The organism is Streptomyces tamarix (assembly GCF_032423885.1).
Lineage (GTDB): Bacteria > Actinomycetota > Actinomycetes > Streptomycetales > Streptomycetaceae > Streptomyces > Streptomyces tamarix.
On sequence record NZ_JAWCTQ010000001.1, the window covers coordinates 276,484 to 296,406 of the forward strand.

Consider the following 19,923-nt stretch of genomic DNA (forward strand, 5'->3'; position numbering starts at 1 on the left):
GGGCTTTGGCAATATGCGCGCCCGCACATCGCGGCAGGCACCCGAAGGCGCCTCACGCGAGACCGCCCGTACGCCGCTGACCTGCTGGTACGGTTCCTTCACTGAGTCTGTGCACGGGTGAAGGAGTCATGCAGACTGAGGGGCGTGTACACGGAAACCGCCTCCCTGCCCGGTGATCCCGAACGCCCCAACGAGGACTGGGCCGCCACGGCGGTCCCGGCATCCGGCCGGGGTGGCGCCCTGGTGGTCCTGGACGGGGTGACGCCGCCGTCCGTGGACGTGGGTTGTGTGCACCCGGTGCCCTGGTTCACCGCGCGCCTCGGGGGAGCACTGACCGAACTGTCCGCTTCGCGACGGGACCTCTCCCTGGGAGAGGTCCTGGCGGAGGCAATCCGGCGCACCGCGGACGCACACTCCGGCTCGTGTGACCTTTCTCACGTCCGCACGCCTCAGGCGACGGTGGTCCTGGCGCGTTGGGACGCGGAGGTCGTGGAGCACCTGGTGCTGTCCGACTCGGTGCTGCTGCTGGAGTCGTCCGACGGGGAGGTCCGCGCGGTGCGGGACGACCGGCTGGACCTCGTGCCGCCCGAGGTGCTGCGCTCCCTGGCGGCGACGGACCGGCTGCGCAACGCGGAGGGCGGCTTCTTCACGGCGGCCGCGGACCCGGCGGTGTCGGCGCGGGCGGTGACGGGGGTGACGCCGCGGTCCGCCGTACGGGCGGTGGCGGCGCTGACGGACGGGGCGGCGCGGTGGGTGGAGCTGTTCGGCGAGGGCGACTGGGCGGACTGCCTGGGCGTGCTGCGGGAGGAGGGCGCGCGGGGCCTCCTCGGCCGGGTCCGGGCGCTGGAGGCGCGGGACGCGGAGGCCGGCGGGGTGCGCCGCTGGAAGCGCCACGACGACGCGACGGCGGTGTACGCCGAGCTGTGAGCCCCTAGGGCCGCGGGCCGGCGGGGTCGCGGCCCTCGGCGCGAGTGTTGAGCTGGTGGAGCAGCCGGGCCAGTTCCGCCACCTCGGCGCGGTCCCAGCCGGCGAGCTTGCGCACGTACCGGGCGCGGCGGGCGTCGCGGACGCGGCGGAAGCGGTCCCGGCCCTCCTCGGTGAGGCGGACGAGCGAGGCGCGGCCGTCCGCCGGGTCGGGCTCGCGGACGATGAGGCCCAGCTCCTCCAGGGCCCGTAGCTGGCGGCTCATCGTGGCCTTGCCGACGCCGAAGTACCCGGCGAGTTCGGTGGCCCGCTGGCCGCCCGCCTCGTCGAGCCGGACGAGCAGTCCGTACGCGGCGGGTTCCAGCTCGGGGTGGACCTCGCGGGCCATCTCGCCGGAGGAGGCGCGGGCGCGGCGCAGGAAGACGGCGAGTTCGCGTTCGAGGGCGAGGTACGCCTGGTCCGCGCCGCCGTCGGTGCCGCGCCCGCCCTGTCCGCCGTCGGTTCCGCGTCCGTCGCGCCCGCTGTCGGTGCCGCGCCCGCCGTGTCCGCTGTGTCCGCTGTGTCCGTCGCGCCCCGGTTCGCCGTCCGTACCGCTTTCCCGCATGTCCGCACCCCTCGCGCACCCTGACCACCGCACCGCGGCGTGTCCCGCGGCACGGCAAGTATTCCGCAGGGGGCGAACCGTCAGCGCAGGTCGGCGGGGTGGGCCGGCGGGCCGTCCCGGCGGACGGCGGCGAGGAGCTCCGGGAGCCGCGGCGGCCACAGCGGCTCGTCGGCGGCGGCCAGCTCGTCCGGCGTCCACCACCGCCAGCGCAGGATCCGGTCCTCGGCACGGGCGGCGGCGAGGTCGCCGGACGGGTCGCGGCGGGGGGCCGGGGCGGCGGCGAGGAAGACGTGCTCGTGCTGGCGGACGGGGACGCCGGCGCGGGTGAAGTCGTGTTCCCACAGGCACAGCAGGGAACCGACCGCGATGTCGGTCCAGCCGGTCTCCTCGCGCAGCTCGCGCAGGGCGCCCTCGGCGGGCGTCTCGCCCGGCTCGGTACCGCCGCCGGGCATCGCCCAGTGGACGCCGACTTCCTCGTTGTCGTAGCGGAACATGAACACGGCGCCGTCGCGGTCGAGTACGGCGACCCGGGCGGCTTTCCTCGGGATGCGCATCCGCCCAGTCTCCTACGCCTCGGTTCCGGCGTCCCCGGGCAGCGGTGCCCCGGTGCCCGGGGACACCGGAACCTCGTCGACCGGTGCCGTTCCACGGGCGCGTCGGAACACGGCCGTGGAAGCTCCCCCTTCGAGTCCGGCGGGCCTGGTCGCGCGCCGCCGGAGCCCGGCGGCCCCATCCTGCCGGGCACGCCGCGGAAGCGGAACCGCCGGCCGGCCCCCTCCGACCGGGGGCCGGTCACAGCGGCAGGACGGCCCGTACGGTGAACCCGCCCTCCGGGCAGCGCGCCGCCGACAGCGACCCGCCGAGCAGTTCCGCCCGCTCCCGCAACCCGACGAGCCCGTGCCCGCCCCCGGGCAGACCGGCGCCGGGCGGGGCGGTGTCGGGGGCCGCGTCCGGGGCGGGGGCCGCGTGCGGGCCGGGGGCCGCGTGCGGGCCGGGGGCCGCGCCCAGGTGGGAGGCCGTGTCCGGGGCGGGGGCCGTGTCCGGGGCGGGGGCCGCGTGCGGGGCGGGGCGCCGGGCCGGGAGCCGTACGGGATCGGGCGGCGGGGAGTTGCGGACCTCCACCGTCAGCGAGCGCCCGTCCGGGGCGGGGGCGACGCGGACCGCCACCCGGGCGCCGGGGGCGTGCTTGCGGACGTTGTTCAGGGACTCCTGGACGATGCGGAACACCGCGCACTCCACGTCCGGGGCGGGTGCCGTCCGGGGGCCGGTCACGTCGACCGTGACGTCCAGGAGGCTGTCGTCGGTGAGGTCCCGCAGCCCGTCGAGGCCGGTACGGCCGGCGGACCGGGCGGCGTCCGGGTCGGAGGCGCGCAGCACGCCGACCATGTCGCGCAGCTCCTCCAGTGCCTGCACGCTGTGGCGGCGGATGTTCTCGGCGGTGTCCCGCTTCCAGGCGTCGGCGGTCTCGGCGGCCCGCAGGGCGCCCGACTGGACGGCGATGATGCCGACGTGGTGGGCGACCGTGTCGTGCATCTCGCGGGCGAGCCGGGCCCGTTCGCGGGCGACGGCGCGCTCCGACTCCAGGCGCTGCTCCCGCTCGCGGGTGGCCGTGAGGTCCGCGAGGCGGGCGCGCAGCTCGACGCGGGTCGCGGCGAGCAGGCCCAGCGCGGTGGGGCCCATGCTCATCAGGGCGGCGGCCTCGACGGAGGTGAGGATCTCCTGGCGGGTCATCGCGGTGAAGTCGCGCAGGGGCCAGGGGCAGGCCGCCGCCGCGAAGAGCAGGGCGCAGGCCACCGCGGTCCGGCGCCGGGACCGGCCGGACGCCACCTCGAACATCGCCACCATGGGCGGCAGCCACAGGTGCCCGGTCAACATCGACGGCAGGGTCGCGCACAGCGTGGCCACCGGCAGGCGCCGCCGCAGCGGCAGGGAGAGCAGCGCCGCCGCGCACACGGCGAGGGACAGGGCGGTGAAGGCCCCGGCGACCGTGAGGAGTTCGGCCACCGCGGCGGCCACGAGGACCCGCTCGGCGGTCGAGCGGCGCCACCTCACCGCACGAGCCGCAGTTGGTGCGCCCGTACCGCCGCCTGCACCCTGTTCGTCACGCCCAGCTTGCCGAGCACCGTGCTGACGTGGTCCTTCACCGTGGTCGTCCCGATGAGCAGCCGCCGCGCTATCTCGGAGTTGGACAGGCCCTCCGCGAGGAGGACGAGGACCTCCCGCTCCCGGGGCGTCAGCTCGTCGGCCCGCGGGCCGTCGCCGGGCGCGGCCCGCCGGTGCTCCGGCTCCCCGCCCTGCGCGCGCAGATAGCCGTCGACGACCGTCCGGGCGACCTTCGGCGCGATGACGCGGCCACCCGCCGCCAGCTCCTTGATCAGGTATTCGAGCTGCTCGGGCGCGGTGTCCTTCAGCAGGAACCCGGCCGCCCCGCCGCGCAGCGCCGCCGACAGGTGCTCGTCCGCGTCGAACGTGGTCAGCATCGCCACGACGGGCGGATCGGGCAGGGCCCGCAGGTCCGCGAGGACGCTCAGACCGTCCCGGTCGGGCATGCGGACGTCGAGCAGGACCACGTCCGGCCGGTGCTCGCGCGCCGCGACCGCCGCCTCAGAACCCGTGCACGCCGCGACGGCGCGCGTGCCGTCGAACCCGTCGACGATCCGCCGGAGGCCCTCTCTGATCAGGTCCTCGTCATCGACGATCATCACGTGCACTGCTGAACGGTTCATACGGCCGGACCCCACTCAGGCGTTCTGGAGCGCCCTCAGCATAGGCGCTGCGCGCCCCGACGGAATCCGTGCGCGGCGGCGGCACGGAGCCGCAGCGGCGCGGGAAAAGCCCCGGCGCGCCGACGCCCCGGGGCCGACCGGTCCGCGTCCGGCCGGACGGCAGGTCCGCGCCCGGGCGGCCGATCTTCGCCTGGACGGACGGTCCGCATCCGGTTGGCCGGCCCGTATCCGGTCCGACCGGCAGGTCCACGCCCGTGCGGCCGGCCCGCGTCGGGCCGAACGGCAAGTCCGCGGCCGGTCGACCGGCAGGTCCGCACCCGTGCGGCCGGCCCGCGTCGGGCGGTTGCCCGGGCGGTCGGCCGGTGCCCGTGGCGGAGCGGCCGGCCCGTCACAGACCGGCCGCGCCGACCCGTACGGGTTCCTCCGGGCCCGTACGGGTCGGCACGCGGGGATCAGGCGGCCACGGGCGCCGCCGGAGCCGCCTCGTCGGACCCGGCTTCCGACCCGGCGCCGGCGGTCGCGGGGGCCAGGGCGATGTCCAGGACCTGCCGGACGTCCGTCACCGTGTGGACCTCCAGCTTGTCGAGGACCTCGGCGGGCACGTCGTCGAGGTCGGCCTCGTTCCGCTTCGGGATGACGACCGTGGTGATCCCCGCCCGGTGGGCGGCGAGCAGCTTCTGCTTGACGCCGCCGATCGGCAGCACGCGCCCGGTCAGCGACACCTCACCGGTCATGGCCACGTCCGTCCGCACCAGCCGGCCGCTGAGCAGGGAGGCGAGGGCGGTCGTCATGGTGATCCCGGCGCTCGGCCCGTCCTTCGGCACGGCCCCCGCGGGGAAGTGGATGTGGACGCCGCGGTCCTTGAGGCCGGTGACGGGCAGTTCGAGCTCCGCGCCGTGGGAGCGGAGGAAGGAGAGCGCGATCTGCGCGGACTCCTTCATCACGTCGCCGAGCTGCCCGGTGAGGGTGAGCCCCACCGCGCCGGTCTCCGCGTCGGCGAGGGACGCCTCGACGAACAGCACGTCGCCGCCCGCGCCGGTGACGGCCAGGCCGGTCGCGACGCCGGGGACGGACGTACGGCGCTCGGCCGGGTCCTGGGCGGACTCGGGCACGTGGTGCGGCCGCCCGATGAGGTCGCGCAGGTCGTCCTCGCGGACGGTGAACGGCAGCTCCCGGTCGCCCAGTTCGGCCTGGGCGGCGACCTTCCGCAGGAGCCGGGCGACGGACCGCTCCAGGTTGCGCACACCGGCCTCGCGGGTGTACTCGCCGGCGAGCCTGCGCAGCGCGGCCTCCTCGATCACCACCTCGTCCCGGTCGAGCCCGGCCCGCTCCAGTTGGCGGGGCAGCAGGTGGTCGCGCGCGATGACGATCTTCTCGTCCTCCGTGTAGCCGTCGAGCCGGACCAGCTCCATGCGGTCGCGGAGCGCCTCGGGGATGGCTTCCAGCACGTTCGCCGTGGCGAGGAAGACGACGTCGCTGAGGTCGAGTTCGACTTCGAGGTAATGGTCGCGGAACGTGTGGTTCTGCGCCGGGTCGAGGACCTCCAGCAGGGCCGCGGCCGGGTCGCCCCGGAAGTCGGAGCCCACCTTGTCGATCTCGTCGAGGAGGACGACGGGGTTCATGGACCCGGCCTCCTTGACGGCGCGGACGATCCGGCCGGGCAGGGCGCCGACGTACGTCCGCCGGTGGCCGCGGATCTCCGCCTCGTCCCGTACGCCGCCGAGCGCGACGCGCACGAACTTGCGGCCCATCGCGTGGGCGACGGACTCCCCGAGGCTCGTCTTGCCCACGCCGGGCGGCCCCACCAGCGCGAGCACGGCGCCGCCGCGCCGCCCGCCGACGACGCCGAGGCCCCGGTCGGCGCGGCGCTTGCGGACGGCGAGGTACTCGGTGATGCGCTCCTTCACGTCCTCCAGCCCGGCGTGCTCGGCGTCGAGGACCTCCTTGGCGCCGCGGATGTCGTACCGGTCCTCGGTCCGCTCGTTCCACGGCATCTCCAGGACCGTGTCCAGCCAGGTGCGGATCCAGGAGCCCTCGGGGGACTGGTCGCTGGCGCGCTCCAGCTTGTCGACCTCCTTCAGGGCGGCCTCGCGGACCTTCTCCGGCAGGTCCGCGCCCTCGACGCGGGACCGGTAGTCGTCCGTGCCGCCGTCGGGGTCGTCGCCGTTCAGCTCGCGGAGCTCCTTGCGCACGGCTTCGAGCTGACGGCGCAGCAGGAACTCGCGCTGCTGCTTGTCGACGCCCTCCTGGACGTCCTTGGCGATGGACTCCGCCACGTCCTGCTCGGCCAGGTGGTCGCGGAGCTGCTCGGTGGCGAGCCTCAGCCGCGCGACGGGCTCGACGGTCTCCAGCAGGGCGACCTTCTGGGCGGTGGTGAGGAAGGGGGAGTACCCGGAGTTGTCCGCCAGGGCGGAGACGTCGTCGATCTGCTGGACGCGGTCGACGACCTGCCAGGCGCCGCGCTTGCGCAGCCAGCTCGTGGCGAGGGCCTTGTACTCCTTGACCAGCTCGGTGACGGCGCCGGGCAGCGGGTCGGGCGCGGTCTCGTCGACGACGGTGCCCTCCACCCACAGGGCGGCGCCCGGCCCGGTCGTCCCGGCCCCGATCCGCACGCGTGCCCGGCCCCGGATGAGGGCTCCGGGATCGCCGTCGGACAGCCGCCCGACCTGCTCGACCGTGCCGAGGACGCCGATCCCCGCGTACGTCCCGTCCACCCGCGGCACCAGCAGCACCCGCGGCTTGCCGCTCCCGTCCCGCGCGGCGGCCTGGGCGGCCTCGACGGCGGCGCGCACCTCGTTGTCGGACAGATCCAGCGGCACCACCATGCCCGGCAGCACGACCTCGCCGTCGAGCGGCAGCACGGGCAGGGTGAGCGATTCGGACGTCGAAGCCATGATCTCCCCTTCGGCAGTCAAGTTGAGCTACACCGACTCAATGCTCCTGAGCCCTCTGGTGTTCCCCACGCCTGTTCGCTCTGAGCGATCACCGGCCCCCACCACATCCACCCCACCGGTCCGTCGGCCCACCGGCCTGTCGGGCCGTCACCCGGCAGGCCGTCACCCGGCCGTCAACCCGCCGGCCCGCTGGTCCGTACGGGAGCGACACCCGGTCGCCGGCCGGCTCCCGCGGGTCGCGGAGCACCGCCCTCGCCCGCGCGGGAGTTCGCGGCGGGGCGGTGAAGGCCCGCCCGCGCGCAGGCGGTTCCGGGTCGGAAACGGCCAGGGGGAGCGGGGCTCCGGACGATCCGCCGACCGCTCGGCCGTCCACCGGCGGGACCGCGGGCGGCGCCGTACCGTGCTCTCGCACGGCGTTCGCCACGGCCGGTGCGAACGGCCCCAACGGCGGTGTCGACGAGGCCGGTCGCGGTGGTACGCGGAGCACGGTGGCGTTCGCGTGCACGTTCCAGAGCAGCGCCGGACGGACGGCCTCACGCGCGGGACGCCCTCCCCGACTGCCCCAAGTGCGGGTACGTCCGGGCGGGTGGCCTCACGCGCGCGGGGCGCGCGGCTCCGCGACCTCTGTGAGGACACCGTCCAGCGGGTGGCCTCACGCGTGCGGCGCGCCCGGAGCGAGCTGCTGCGAAACCCGGTCCTGTGGAGGTCGTCGCGCGCGGGGCGCGTCCGCCGGACCGGCGCGCCCGCCGGGCCGGACGGGGACGCCGCTCCCCGGGCGGCCGGGCGTCCTCGCGCGGGCGGCGCGACCTGCCGCTGACGCTGCCGACCGGCGGGCTCACGGCGAACGTCGGCAGCGCGACCGTGTACGTCGGCATCCCCGCCCTGCGGGCGGACCTGCGCACCGACGACGCGCGGACGGAGCCGGCCGTCGGCGCCCGCATCCCGTACTACGCCCTGCTGCCCGCGGGGCGCGCCCGGGCGGCGTACGCGGCTACCGCAGCGCCCACCTCCTGGGCGTCCTGACGTTCACCGCCCCCTCCCCGGCGTGCGGGCGCGCGCCGAACGCGCCGGTGCCGATCCTGGCCCGCGCGGTGCGGGACGCGGGCGCCGCGCTGATGGTGCCTCAGGTACTCACCGGCATCCGGCTCGGCTTCACCGGGGCGGCCCGGGCCCGCGCCCTCGGCAGGTGCGCGGTCACCCTGTCGGCCGGGACCGTCCCGGGGCGGGTCCTCGGCGGGCTGCCGGCACCGCCGACCTGCCTCCCCCGCCGCCCCGGCCGCGTACCCGTTCTCCGTGACGTCGACGCCCTTCGCCGCCGCGGCGGGCACCACCTGGCCGGAGCGGGGGTCCTGGTCACCCCCACCGTGGAGCCGTGGCCGGTCCGCGCGCCCCCGCGGGCGCGCGGCACGTGCCCGGCGACCGGCGGCGGCTCGCGCCTGGAGCGGCTCCTGCGACTCCCCTCGCCCGGTTGATGGACCGCGCGCGGCCCTGACCCCCGCGGCGGCCCGTGCGCCGGGCCCCCGGCGCCGACCCGCCCGGCGCCCGGCCCCCGCCGGGTCCTCCGGGGAAACGGCTCCGCCCGGAGTGATCGCCGGGCGGCCGGGGCCCTTCGCACCCGGCGGCGCTGTCAGTGGCGGCGCCTACGATCCGCTCATGAGCATGATCGGAGAGTACGTGAGGCTGACCGCCGACGAGTTCGAGCGGGCGCTGGGGGATCCGCAGTGGGCGCAGGAGCGGGTGGACGAGCTGGTCGAGGCCGAGCTGGGCGGCGGGGGCGGTGACGCGGAGGCCCGGTGCCTCGACACCGACAAGGCGTGGCACGCGCTGGACTTCCTGCTGTCGCGGATCGGCTTCCCCGTCGACGTCGTCTTCGGGGAGGACGCGATACCGGACGCCGAGGACTGGGGGTACACCCCGCCGCGCTACCTGACGCCCGAGCGGGTCCGGGCCGCCGCCGAGGCGCTGCGGGGCACCCCCGTCGAGCGACTCGTCGAGGGGGTCGGGCCCGAGGACCTGGCGCGGGCGGACGTGTACCCGGTGGTCGTCTGGGAGCGGGGGGAGTCCCTGGAGTACGTGACGGCCTACTACGAGGCGCTGGTCCCGTTCTTCGGCGCCGCCGCCCGCGACGGGGACGCCGTGCTCATGTGGCTGGACTGAGCCGCTCCTCGCAGCTCGCCGGGACCGTGTCGCCCGCGTCCGCCTCGACGGCGTCCGCGCCCGTACCGCAGGAGGCGACGCGGTCGCCGGGCGCGCCGTCGCTGAGGGTGATCCGGTCGCCGCCGCCGTGCGTGGTGACGTCGTCGGCGCCGGCCCCGGGGTCGACGGCCGCGTCGAACGGCGCCGCGACGTACACCCGGTCGTCCAGGTCCCGCGTCTGGACGACGACCCGGGCGACCCCGGCGGCCGGCCCGCAGGTGACGAGGACGTCGCTGCGCCGGAGGCACCCGGGCCCCGCCGCGACCCCGGTCTCGTCCTGGATCGCCAGCTCGCCGAGGAGGACGCCGACGGTCACGTCGTTCTCGACCCCGGGGTTCGCGTCGTAGACGACGATGCCGCCGAGGCGGGCGGCCGTGCCGCCCTTGGCCGCGGCGGCGGCCGGTGCGGCCAGGGCGAGGGGCACGGCCAGGCCGAGGCCCAGCGCGCCGACCGCCGCGGACGCGGCCACGCGGCGCGACGGGCCGCCACCGGTTGTGGGGTTTCTCATGATCGGGTTCTCCCTTCGTACGCCCCCCTCGCCACCGAAACAGAGAGTCACCCGAGTCGCACCATTTGTTACACCGTGGCGTCGCCCCACCCGTTCGTGTGTAATGGCCCCATGCGCAATGCAGATATTACAGCGGCGTGGGTCCGGGGCTGGGCCGTCTCCCGCGGCACCCCGCCGCCCGCCGAGGAGCCGTGGGGCTACCGCATCGACGTGGGCCTGGGCCGCCACGTCTTCCGGCACGTCGTGCCCGAGCCCGACGAGCCGACCGTCCGCAAGCTCTGCGAGACCGTGACGCAGCCGTACGCCTGGCTGAAGGTCCTCGCCGAGCCCGAGGACGTCGAGGGCTGGATCACCCCCGGCTGGACCGTCCCCGACGACCCGGGCTTCATGATGTACACCGACCTGCGCCCCGCCCCCGCCCCGGCGCTGCCCGCCGGGTACGCCCTGCACACCGAGGTCCACGAGGGCGTCCACCTCCTGCGCGTCCTCGCCGGGGACGGCTCGCTCGCCGCGCGCGGCCAGGTGGCCCCCACGGGCCGCACGGCCGTGTTCGACCAGATCGAGACGTACGAGGCCCACCGGCGGCGCGGCCTCGGCGGCACCGTCATGCGCCTCCTCCACAACGCCGCCGCCGAGGCCGGGGCCACCACCGGCGTCCTGGGCGCCACCGTCCAGGGACGCGCCCTCTACACGTCGCTGGGGTGGCGGTACCAGGGCCCGCTCACCGGGGTCGTGCGCGACGGCGGAACGGACGGCGCCGACTGACCGTCAGGTCCCGAACGGCGCCGCCCCGCACCCGCCTTGCATAAGGTGGGGCGCATGCCCGTGACGCTCGACCGACGTGAAGGCCCGTACGGTGAAGTCGTGCTGCGGCGGCGCGACGACCACTTCGAGATCATCGCCAACGGCACCTTCCTCATGGACACCTCCGACGGCCGCTCCGAGCGGCTCCTCGTCGACGCCGCCCTGCGCGCCCTCGGGGACACCCGGCCCGCCCGCCCCTCCGTCCTCATCGGCGGGCTCGGCGTCGGCTTCTCGCTCGCCCACGCCGCGGCCGACCCCGCCTGGGGCCGCATCGCCGTCGTCGAACGCGAGCGGGCCATCATCGACTGGCACCGCGAGGGCCCCCTCGCCGCCCTCTCCGGCCCCGCCCTCGCCGACCCGCGCACCGCCCTGGTCCACGCCGACCTCGTCGCGTACGTCCACGACCCGGACGTCACCGACACGTACGACGCGCTCTGCCTCGACATCGACAACGGACCGGACTGGACGGTCACGGAAGGCAACGACGGCCTGTACTCGCCGTCCGGCCTGGCGGCCTGCGCGCGCCGCCTCAACCCCGGTGGCGTACTGGCCGTTTGGTCGGCCCGGCCGTCCGCCGATTTCGAAGAGACCTTGCGGAATGCCGGATTCAGCGGGGTACGGTCGGAAGAGGTCCCCGTTGCCCGGGGCGTACCGGACGTGGTCCACCTCGGGGTTCGCCCCGCGTAGCCGCGACCCCGTTCCTGCCTTTATGTTGTTGGCGGAAACGCACGGAACTACAGCTCGCGCAGGACGCGACAGGGGCGGGGCATGGAGCACGCACACACCAGCCACACCGGCAACGCGGTCACGCCGGGTACCCAGCGCCGGGTCCTGGTCGTCGAGGACGACACGACCATCGTGGAGGCCGTCTCCGCGCGCCTGCGGGCCGAGGGGTTCCTCGTGCAGACCGCGTCGGACGGACCCGCGGCGGTCGACGCCGCGGAGGCGTGGCAGCCGGACCTGATGGTCCTGGACGTCATGCTGCCGGGCTTCGACGGGCTGGAGGTCTGCCGCCGCGTCCAGGCGCAGCGGCCGGTGCCGGTCCTGATGCTCACCGCGCGGGACGACGAGACGGACATGCTCGTCGGGCTCGGCGTCGGCGCCGACGACTACATGACCAAGCCGTTCTCGATGCGGGAGCTGGTGGCCCGGGTCCACGTGCTGCTGCGGCGCGTCGAGCGGGCCGCTCTGGCGGCGGTCACGCCCCGCAGCGGCATCCTGCGCCTCGGCGAACTGGAGATCGACCACGCGCAGCGCCGCGTCCGCGTCCGGAACGACGACGTGCACCTGACGCCGACCGAGTTCGACCTGCTCGTCTGCCTGGCCAACACGCCGCGCGCGGTGCTCTCCCGCGAACAGTTGCTCGCCGAGGTGTGGGACTGGGCCGACGCCTCGGGCACGCGGACCGTGGACAGCCACATCAAGGCGCTGCGCCGGAAGATCGGCGCCGAGCGGATCCGTACCGTGCACGGTGTGGGGTACGCCCTGGAGACCCCGGCGCCGTGAGCCGCGGGCGCTCCGGGACCCGCGACGGCACCCGCGGGGCGGGCCACGGCGACGCCGAGGCGGCGGGCGGCGGGCGGCCCGACCGCCCGTGCCCGGCGGCGGGCCACGGGCGCCGGGCCGCGGGGGACGGCGCGGGCCGCCGGAGACGCGGCCTGCGCGGAAGGCTCCGCTCCGTCACCATCTCGATCAAGACGAAGCTCGGCACCCTCGTCGTCGTCTCCGTCTTCATCACCACCGGACTGCTCCTGGTCGCCCTGCGGACGGAGACCGAACTCCGGTTCATCACGGTCTTCTCCGTGATCGCGACCCTGCTGCTCACCCAGTTCGTCGCGCACGGCCTCACCGCCCCGCTCGACGAGATGAACAAGGTCGCGAAGGGCATCTCGCACGGCGACTACACCCGCCGCGTCCGCGGCGCCGACCGCCGCGACGAGCTCGGCGATCTCGCCTCCACGATCAACCGCATGGCGGACGACCTGGAGGCCGTCGACCGGAACCGCAAGGAGCTGGTCGCCAACGTCTCCCACGAGCTGCGCACCCCGATCGCGGCGCTCCGGGCCGTCCTGGAGAACGTCGTGGACGGCGTCTCGGCCGCCGACCCGGAGACGATGCGCACGGCGCTGGCCCAGACCGAGCGGCTGGGCCGCCTGGTGGAGACGCTGCTCGACCTGTCGCGGCTGGACAACGGCGTCGTACCGCTGCGGTCGCGCCGCTTCGAGGTGTGGCCGTACCTGTCGGGCGTCCTGAAGGAGGCCGGCCTGGCCGCCTCCCGGCGCCCCGTCGGCTCCGGGTCGGGCCCCCACACGCGTACGGACGTGCACCTGCACCTGGACGTGTCGCCGCCCGAACTGACCGCGCACGCGGACGTGGAGCGGCTCCACCAGGTGGTGGCGAACCTCGTCGACAACGCCGTGAAGCACTCGCCGCCGCACGGCCGCGTCACGGTACGGGCCCGGCGCGGCCCGTTCCCGGAGTCGCTGGTCCTGGAGGTCGTGGACGAGGGCCCCGGCATCCCCGAGTCGGAGCGGCACAAGGTCTTCGAGCGGTTCAACCGGGGCCGCGTCCCCGCGCCGCACGGACCGGGCAGCGACGGCGGCACGGGGCTGGGCCTGGCCATCGCCCGCTGGGCCGTGGACCTCCACGGCGGCCGGATAGGCGTGGCCGAATCCGCGCGGGGCTGCCGCATCCTCGTCACCCTTCCGGGGATTCCGCAGCAGCGCGGTTGACATAGGGTTCGAACCGGAACCGCCCGGGGTCCGTGTATGTGTACGGCGTACCCGTCCGGACGTGGGGCGGAGCCGCTCAGGGGTGCGGAGTGCGGAAGCCGCAGCTCAGCCCACGGCTACCCGTTCACCGCCGAACCACGCTTGTTTCCCGTCGTTTCTCGCCGTGAAACCCACCGTTCGATGTGATGTACGCGACGATGGCACGCCCGGCCTGCACCTTCCGCTCGTAGAGGCGTAGCCTTTATTTCCGCTGTCCATCACCTTGTGAAGCGGAAGAGGGCGGTTGCCGCCGTGTCGTCTCAGTCCCCCAGTAACTCGAGCATCTCGTCCGACCAAGACGGCCGGGGCCAGAGCCCCGCGGCCGCCTTCGGCGCCAATGAGTGGCTCGTCGACGAGATCTACCAGCAGTACCTCCAGGACCCCAACTCGGTCGACCGCGCCTGGTGGGACTTCTTCGCCGACTACAAGCCGGGTGCCTCCGGCTCGGCGGACAAGCCCGCAGGCGAGGCTCCCGCGGCCTCGGGGGCCGCGGGCACCGTGACGCAGCCGGCCCCGGCCGCGGAGGCGCCCACCGCACAGGCCCCCGCCGCCCCGGCCCAGACCGCGCCCGCCCAGCAGGCCGCCGCGCCCGCCGCCCCCGCGCAGCCCGCCGCCGCTCCCGCGCAGGCCCCCGCCGCCCCGGCGAAGGCGGCCCCCGCCGCCAAGCCGGCCGCCGCGAAGCCCGCCGCCAAGTCCGCCCCGGCGGCCGAGGCCCCGGCCGGTCCGGAGTTCGTGACGCTGCGCGGCCCGGCCGGCGCCGTCGCGAAGAACATGGACGCCTCGCTGGAGATGCCGACCGCCACCTCGGTCCGCGCCGTCCCGGTGAAGCTGCTGTTCGACAACCGCATCGTCATCAACAACCACCTGAAGCGGGCCCGCGGCGGGAAGATCTCCTTCACGCACATCATCGGCTACGCGATGGTGCAGGCCATCAAGGCGATGCCCTCCATGAACTGGTCGTACCAGATCAAGGACGGCAAGCCGACCCTGGTGAAGCCGGAGCACGTCAACCTCGGCCTCGCCATCGACCTGGTGAAGCCGAACGGCGACCGCCAGCTCGTCGTCGCCGCCATCAAGAAGGCCGAGACGCTGGGCTTCTTCGAGTTCTGGCAGGCGTACGAGGACATCGTCCGCCGCGCCCGCGCGAACAAGCTCACGATGGACGACTTCACCGGCGTCACGGTCTCCCTGACCAACCCGGGCGGCCTCGGCACGGTCCACTCCGTGCCGCGCCTCATGCCCGGCCAGTCGGTGATCATGGGTGTCGGCTCGATGGACTACCCGGCCGAGTTCCAGGGCACGTCGCAGGACACCCTGAACAAGCTGGGCATCTCCAAGGTGATGACCCTCACCTCGACGTACGACCACCGCGTCATCCAGGGCGCCGCGTCCGGCGAGTTCCTGCGGATCGTCGCGAACCTCCTCCTCGGCGAGGACGGCTTCTACGACGACGTCTTCAAGTCGCTGCGCATCCCCTACGAGCCGGTCCGCTGGCTCAAGGACATCGACGCGTCGCACGACGACGACGTCACCAAGGCCGCGCGCGTCTTCGAGCTGATCCACTCCTACCGGGTCCGCGGCCACGTCATGGCCGACACCGACCCGCTGGAGTACCGCCAGCGCAAGCACCCCGACCTGGACATCACCGAGCACGGCCTCACCCTGTGGGACCTGGAGCGCGAGTTCGCGGTCGGCGGCTTCGGCGGCAAGTCGATGATGAAGCTGCGCGACATCCTCGGCGTCCTGCGCGACTCGTACTGCCGCACCACCGGCATCGAGTTCATGCACATCCAGGACCCGAAGCAGCGCAAGTGGATCCAGGACCGCGTCGAGCGCCCGCACTCCAAGCCGGAGCGCGAGGAGCAGCTGCGCATCCTGCGCCGGCTGAACGCGGCGGAGGCGTTCGAGACCTTCCTGCAGACGAAGTACGTCGGTCAGAAGCGGTTCAGCCTGGAGGGCGGCGAGTCCGTCATCCCGCTGCTCGACGCGGTGATCGACTCGGCCGCCGAGTCCCGCCTCGACGAGGTCGTCATCGGCATGGCCCACCGCGGCCGCCTGAACGTCCTGGCGAACATTGTCGGCAAGTCGTACGCGCAGATCTTCCGCGAGTTCGAGGGCAACCTCGACCCGAAGTCGATGCACGGCTCCGGCGACGTCAAGTACCACCTGGGCGCCGAGGGGACCTTCACCGGCCTCGACGGCGAGCAGATCAAGGTCAGCCTGGTCGCGAACCCGTCCCACCTGGAGGCCGTCGACCCGGTCCTGGAGGGTGTCGTCCGCGCCAAGCAGGACATCATCGGCAAGGCCGGCACGGACTTCACCGTCCTGCCCGTCGCCCTGCACGGCGACGCGGCCTTCGCCGGCCAGGGCGTCGTCGCCGAGACGCTGAACATGTCGCAGCTGCGCGGCTACCGCACGGGCGGCACGGTCCACATCGTCATCAACAACCAGGTCGGCTTCACCGCCGCCCCGGAGTCCTCGCGCTCCTCGATGTACGCCACGGACGTGGCCCGCATGATCGAGGCGCCGATCTTCCACGTGAACGGCGACGACCCGGAGGCGTGCGTCCGCGTGGCGCGGCTCGCCTTCGAGTTCCGCCAGACGTTCAACAAGGACGTCGTGATCGACCTCATCTGCTACCGCCGCCGCGGTCACAACGAGGGCGACAACCCGCAGTTCACCAACCCGGCGATGGTCTCGCTGATCGACAAGAAGCGCTCGGTGCGCAAGCTGTACACCGAGTCGCTGATCGGCCGCGGCGACATCACCCTGGAGGAGGCGGAGCAGGCGCTCCAGGACTTCCAGGGCCAGCTGGAGAAGGTCTTCACCGAGGTCCGCGAGGCCACGGCTCAGCCCAGCCCGGTGCCCGGCGTCGACCCGCAGGCGGGCTTCCCGGCGGAGGACGTGAACACGGCCGTCCCGCAGGAGGTCATCAAGCGGATCGCCGAGTCGCAGGTCAACATCCCCGACCACATCACGGTGCACCCGCGTCTGATGCCGCAGCTCCAGCGCCGCGCGGCGTCCATCGAGGACGGCACGATCGACTGGGGCATGGGCGAGACCCTCGCCATCGGCTCGCTGCTGATGGAGGGCGTCCCGGTCCGGCTCGCCGGCCAGGACTCCCGCCGCGGCACGTTCGGCCAGCGCCACGCGGTGCTGGTGGACCAGGAGACCAACGAGGACTACACCCCGCTGCTCTACCTGTCCGAGGACCAGGCCCGGTACAACATCTACGACTCGCTGCTCAGCGAGTACGCGGCGATGGGCTTCGAGTACGGCTACTCGCTGGCCCGCCCGGACGCGCTGGTCATGTGGGAGGCCCAGTTCGGCGACTTCGTCAACGGCGCGCAGACCGTCGTCGACGAGTTCATCTCCTCCGCCGAGCAGAAGTGGGGCCAGACCTCCGGCGTCACGCTGCTGCTGCCCCACGGCTACGAGGGCCAGGGCCCGGACCACTCGTCCGCCCGCCCGGAGCGCTTCCTCCAGCTGTGCGCGCAGAACAACATGACGGTCGCCATGCCGACGCTCCCGTCGAACTACTTCCACCTCCTGCGGTGGCAGGTGCACAACCCGCACCACAAGCCGCTGGTCGTCTTCACGCCGAAGTCGATGCTGCGCCTGAAGGCCGCCGCGTCGAAGGTGGAGGAGTTCACGACCGGCGCGTTCCGCCCGGTCATCGGCGACGCGTCGGCGGAGCCGTCCGCCGTCCGCAAGGTCGTCTTCTGCTCCGGCAAGGTCTACTACGACCTGGAGGCCGAGCGGCAGAAGCGCGGGGTCACGGACACGGCGATCATCCGCCTGGAGCGGCTGTACCCGCTGCCGGGCGCCCAGCTCCAGGCCGAGATCGCCAAGTACCCGAACGCCGAGAAGTACATCTGGGCGCAGGAGGAGCCGGCGAACCAGGGCGCGTGGCCGTTCATCGCGCTGAACCTGATCGACCACCTGGACCTGGCGGTCGGCGCGGACATCCCGCAGGGCGAGCGCCTGCGCCGCATCTCGCGGCCGCACAGCTCGTCCCCGGCGGTCGGTTCGGCCAAGCGCCACCAGGCCGAGCAGGCGCAGCTGGTCAACGAGGTCTTCGAGGCCTGACCGGCGACCGTACGCGCGAGTGGGAGGGCCCGGCACCCGAGGGGGTGCCGGGCCCTCCGGCGCGCCGGCCGCCCTACCCTGGGAGGGACTACCCGGGGAGCGCCCCGGCAGGATTCAGGAGACGTGTCTTGTACTTCACCGATCGCGGCATCGAGGAGCTGGAGAAGCGGCGTGGCGAGGAGGAGGTCACCTTCGAGTGGCTCGCCGAGCAGCTGCGGACGTTCGTGGACCTGAACCCGGACTTCGAGGTGCCGGTCGAGCGGCTGGCGACGTGGCTGGCGCGGCTGGACGACGAGGACGACGAGTAGCCGCTACGGCGCGGGGCACCGCTCCCGGGCGCGCGTCCGGCCGCAGGCGAGGCCCAGCGCGCCCTGGAGGGCGAGCAGCGCCCCGGTGGCCGCCCAGCCGGGGCTGGGGGTGCGCCGGGCGAGGGCCCAGGCGAGGAGCGGCAGGCCGACGGCGAGCTGGACGCCGGCGACGGCACGCGGCACGCGGGCCAGGGGGCCGAGCCCGCCCTGGTCGGCGGCGCTCAGTTCGGCGCGCACGGCGTCGCGCCAGCCGTGGCCCTCGATGTCGCGCGCGCCGGGGCGGGCCCGGGCGGCGGCGCGCAGGCGCGGGGTGGTTTCGCCGGGCTGCACGCCGGGCGGCGGCTCCAGTCCGAGGCGGGCGAGCACGGCGACGAGGCCGAGGAGGCGGGCGCGGGCGTCGGCGTCCGGGTCGGGGCGGGTGAGGGCCTGGAGGTCCTGCACGTCGAGGACCGGGTCGAGGCCGAGGCGCTCGGCGAAAGTGATCATGGCCTCGTCCTCGCCGACGGGGGTGCCGTCCGCGAGCCAGGTGTAGTCGACGGGCCTGCGGAACCCGTACGCGAGGGTGTGGCCGGCCCGTTCGCCGTCCCACCACAGGGCGACGACCGGCCAGGGCGCGCCGACGGCGAGGGCGGTGGCCCAGCCGGTGGCGATCCGTTCGACCGGTTCGGAGCCGTCGAGCCAGGGGCGGCCCTCGGGGACGAGGGTGCTCCAGCCCGCGCCCGCCGGGGCCAGGACCACGTGCTCGCGCAGCAGGCGGGCCGGGGCGGCGACCGCGTCGGGTGCGGCCCGGCAGAGCAGCAGCGCGCCGCTCGATGTCGCGTCCATGAGCCATACGCTAGGGCAATTTGTCCGTTGATGACGGTCTTGACTTGCCTCATCCGCGATATATCGTGCAGGGAAACGCAGACGCGATATGCCGTGTCCTGGCGGGGCGGGAGCGCCGGGCCGGGGAGCCGAGGAGGGCAGCACCATGCCGGAGTGGTCCGTCACCGGGTCGGCGGGGCGCGCCCCCGACGCCCCCGCGACCGCGCTCGGCGGGCGCGGGGCGGACGGCCCGCGCCCGGCCGCCGGCCGGCACGGCGGGACGCCGGCCGCCGCGTACCGGGACGGCCGGGCCGGCGCGGCCGGGGCGAGTGCCGTGGGCGTCCCCGGGGCCGGCGCGGCCGGGGACGGCTCCTGCGGAAGGGCGCGGTGACATGCCCCCCGTGTTCGCCCACGGCCGTCTGCGGCTGTACCTGCTGAAGCTGCTCGACGAGGCCCCCCGCCACGGCTACGAGGTGATCCGGCTCCTGGAGGAGCGCTTCCAGGGCCGGTACGCGCCCTCCGCGGGCACCGTCTACCCGAGGCTCGCCAAGCTGGAGGCCGAGGGGCTGGTCCGGCACACGACGGAGGGCGGTCGCAAGGTCTACGCGATCACCGACGCCGGCCGTGCGGAGCTGGCGGCGCGCAGGGGCGAGCTGGCCGACCTGGAGCAGGAGATCCGCGAGTCGGTGTCCGAGCTGGCCGCCGAGGCCCTCGACGAAGCGCGGGGCGCGGCGGGCCGGCCGGGCGGCGGGCCGGACTGGGAGGCGTGGCGCGCCGCGAAGGAGGAGTTGCGGCGGGCCGGGCAGGAGTGGCGCGAGCAGGCCCGGCGGGCCAAGGACGAGGCGCGCCGCGCCCGCGAGGAGGCGCGGAAGGCGCGCCGCCAGGCCGAGGAGGCCCGGGACCTGGCCGGCCAGGAGGTGCGGAAGGTCGTCCGGCAGGCCCAGGAGCACCTGGCGCAGGGCGACTGGCCCCCCGGGGTGCGGGAGGGGCTGGCGGACCTGACGGGCCGCCTGGGCGGCCTCTTCGGCGGCCCTGCGGGCGGCTCCTGCCCCCCGTACGCACAGACCGGCCCCGGACCCGCCCCGGACCGGGGCGCGGAGACCGGGACCTCCGGCGATCCGGCCCGGGACCTGGAGCGGCTGCTCGACCGCTTCCGCGACGAGGTCCGGGACGCCGCCCGCGACCACGGCGTCACGTCCGAGCAGGTATCGGAGGCCCGCCGCCACCTGGCGGCGGCGTCGTCCCGCATCACTTCCCTGCTCCGCCCGGACGGGGACCGGCGGGGCGGTTGAGGC

19 protein-coding genes are annotated in these 19,923 nt (G+C 74.9%); 12 read left to right on the forward strand and 7 right to left on the reverse strand.

The features are described 5' to 3' along the window. Positions 1-144 precede the first annotated feature (144 nt). Positions 145-927, forward strand: a complete 783-nt coding sequence (locus RND61_RS01190) for a protein phosphatase 2C domain-containing protein (protein ID WP_315875700.1) — start codon at positions 145-147, stop codon at positions 925-927. Between the two features lie 4 nt (positions 928-931). Here the strand turns inward: RND61_RS01190 and RND61_RS01195 are convergent, their stop codons facing one another. The 5 genes from RND61_RS01195 to lon all read right to left on the reverse strand — a co-directional run bounded on the left by RND61_RS01195 (position 932) and on the right by lon (position 7,148). Beyond that, positions 932-1,528: a MarR family winged helix-turn-helix transcriptional regulator gene (locus tag RND61_RS01195; RefSeq protein WP_315875701.1), complete on the reverse strand. Its 597-nt coding sequence runs from the start codon at positions 1,526-1,528 to the stop codon at positions 932-934. Between the two features lie 80 nt (positions 1,529-1,608). Further along, positions 1,609-2,082, reverse strand: a complete 474-nt coding sequence (locus RND61_RS01200; protein WP_315875702.1) for an NUDIX hydrolase — start codon at positions 2,080-2,082, stop codon at positions 1,609-1,611. A 238-nt stretch (positions 2,083-2,320) separates the two neighbouring features. Next, positions 2,321-3,580 carry a sensor histidine kinase gene (locus RND61_RS01205; RefSeq protein WP_315875703.1) on the reverse strand — a complete coding sequence of 420 codons (1,260 nt, stop codon included), beginning with the start codon at positions 3,578-3,580 and terminating at the stop codon, positions 2,321-2,323. Next, a complete protein-coding gene (locus RND61_RS01210; RefSeq protein WP_315875704.1) occupies positions 3,577-4,254 on the reverse strand; it encodes a response regulator transcription factor in 678 nt (225 codons plus the stop codon). The genes RND61_RS01205 and RND61_RS01210 overlap by 4 nt, the downstream gene beginning before the upstream one ends. 452 nt (positions 4,255-4,706) lie before the next feature. Next, a complete protein-coding gene (lon, locus tag RND61_RS01215) occupies positions 4,707-7,148 on the reverse strand; it encodes an endopeptidase La (protein ID WP_315875705.1) in 2,442 nt (813 codons plus the stop codon). Between the two features lie 699 nt (positions 7,149-7,847). Between lon and RND61_RS01220 the strand changes: the two genes are divergently transcribed. The 3 genes from RND61_RS01220 to RND61_RS01230 all read left to right on the forward strand — a co-directional run bounded on the left by RND61_RS01220 (position 7,848) and on the right by RND61_RS01230 (position 9,305). Beyond that, positions 7,848-8,171, forward strand: a complete 324-nt coding sequence (locus RND61_RS01220) for a hypothetical protein (RefSeq protein ID WP_315875706.1) — start codon at positions 7,848-7,850, stop codon at positions 8,169-8,171. A 47-nt stretch (positions 8,172-8,218) separates the two neighbouring features. Beyond that, positions 8,219-8,620 carry a hypothetical protein gene (locus RND61_RS01225; protein ID WP_315875707.1) on the forward strand — a complete coding sequence of 134 codons (402 nt, stop codon included), beginning with the start codon at positions 8,219-8,221 and terminating at the stop codon, positions 8,618-8,620. A 181-nt stretch (positions 8,621-8,801) separates the two neighbouring features. Beyond that, positions 8,802-9,305, forward strand: a complete 504-nt coding sequence (locus RND61_RS01230) for a YfbM family protein (protein WP_315875708.1) — start codon at positions 8,802-8,804, stop codon at positions 9,303-9,305. Here RND61_RS01230 and RND61_RS01235 read toward each other — a convergent pair. Beyond that, entirely contained in the window at positions 9,289-9,852 is a 564-nt protein-coding gene (locus RND61_RS01235; protein ID WP_315875709.1) for a hypothetical protein, read from the reverse strand. The genes RND61_RS01230 and RND61_RS01235 overlap by 17 nt on opposite strands. A gap of 111 nt (positions 9,853-9,963) precedes the next feature. On the opposite strand from RND61_RS01235, the gene RND61_RS01240 reads away from it, so the two are divergent. From RND61_RS01240 to RND61_RS01265, 6 genes are all read left to right on the forward strand, one after another. Then, positions 9,964-10,617: a GNAT family N-acetyltransferase gene (locus RND61_RS01240; protein ID WP_315875710.1), complete on the forward strand. Its 654-nt coding sequence runs from the start codon at positions 9,964-9,966 to the stop codon at positions 10,615-10,617. Positions 10,618-10,671: 54 nt separating this feature from the next. Further along, positions 10,672-11,343: a spermidine synthase gene (locus tag RND61_RS01245; RefSeq protein WP_315875711.1), complete on the forward strand. Its 672-nt coding sequence runs from the start codon at positions 10,672-10,674 to the stop codon at positions 11,341-11,343. A gap of 81 nt (positions 11,344-11,424) precedes the next feature. Beyond that, complete coding sequence (locus RND61_RS01250) at positions 11,425-12,162, forward strand: response regulator transcription factor (RefSeq protein WP_315875712.1); 738 nt, start codon at positions 11,425-11,427, stop codon at positions 12,160-12,162. A gap of 152 nt (positions 12,163-12,314) precedes the next feature. After that, positions 12,315-13,388, forward strand: coding sequence for a HAMP domain-containing sensor histidine kinase (locus tag RND61_RS01255; protein ID WP_315875876.1), 1,074 nt, complete (start codon positions 12,315-12,317; stop codon positions 13,386-13,388). Positions 13,389-13,679: 291 nt separating this feature from the next. Next, positions 13,680-17,516: a multifunctional oxoglutarate decarboxylase/oxoglutarate dehydrogenase thiamine pyrophosphate-binding subunit/dihydrolipoyllysine-residue succinyltransferase subunit gene (locus RND61_RS01260; protein WP_315875713.1), complete on the forward strand. Its 3,837-nt coding sequence runs from the start codon at positions 13,680-13,682 to the stop codon at positions 17,514-17,516. Between the two features lie 128 nt (positions 17,517-17,644). Then, positions 17,645-17,824 (forward strand): DUF6104 family protein, encoded by a 180-nt coding sequence (locus tag RND61_RS01265; RefSeq protein WP_003992906.1) that lies wholly within the window; start codon positions 17,645-17,647, stop codon positions 17,822-17,824. 3 nt (positions 17,825-17,827) lie between these two features. On the opposite strand, the gene RND61_RS01270 is transcribed toward RND61_RS01265, so the two are convergent. After that, the gene (locus RND61_RS01270; RefSeq protein WP_315875715.1) at positions 17,828-18,649 is read right to left on the reverse strand and encodes a hypothetical protein; all 822 of its coding nucleotides are present in this window, start codon (positions 18,647-18,649) and stop codon (positions 17,828-17,830) included. Positions 18,650-18,794: 145 nt separating this feature from the next. Between RND61_RS01270 and RND61_RS01275 the strand changes: the two genes are divergently transcribed. Beyond that, entirely contained in the window at positions 18,795-19,019 is a 225-nt protein-coding gene (locus tag RND61_RS01275) for a hypothetical protein (RefSeq protein WP_315875716.1), read from the forward strand. 1 nt (position 19,020) lies between these two features. Next, complete coding sequence (locus RND61_RS01280) at positions 19,021-19,920, forward strand: PadR family transcriptional regulator (protein WP_315875717.1); 900 nt, start codon at positions 19,021-19,023, stop codon at positions 19,918-19,920. Positions 19,921-19,923 lie beyond the last annotated feature (3 nt).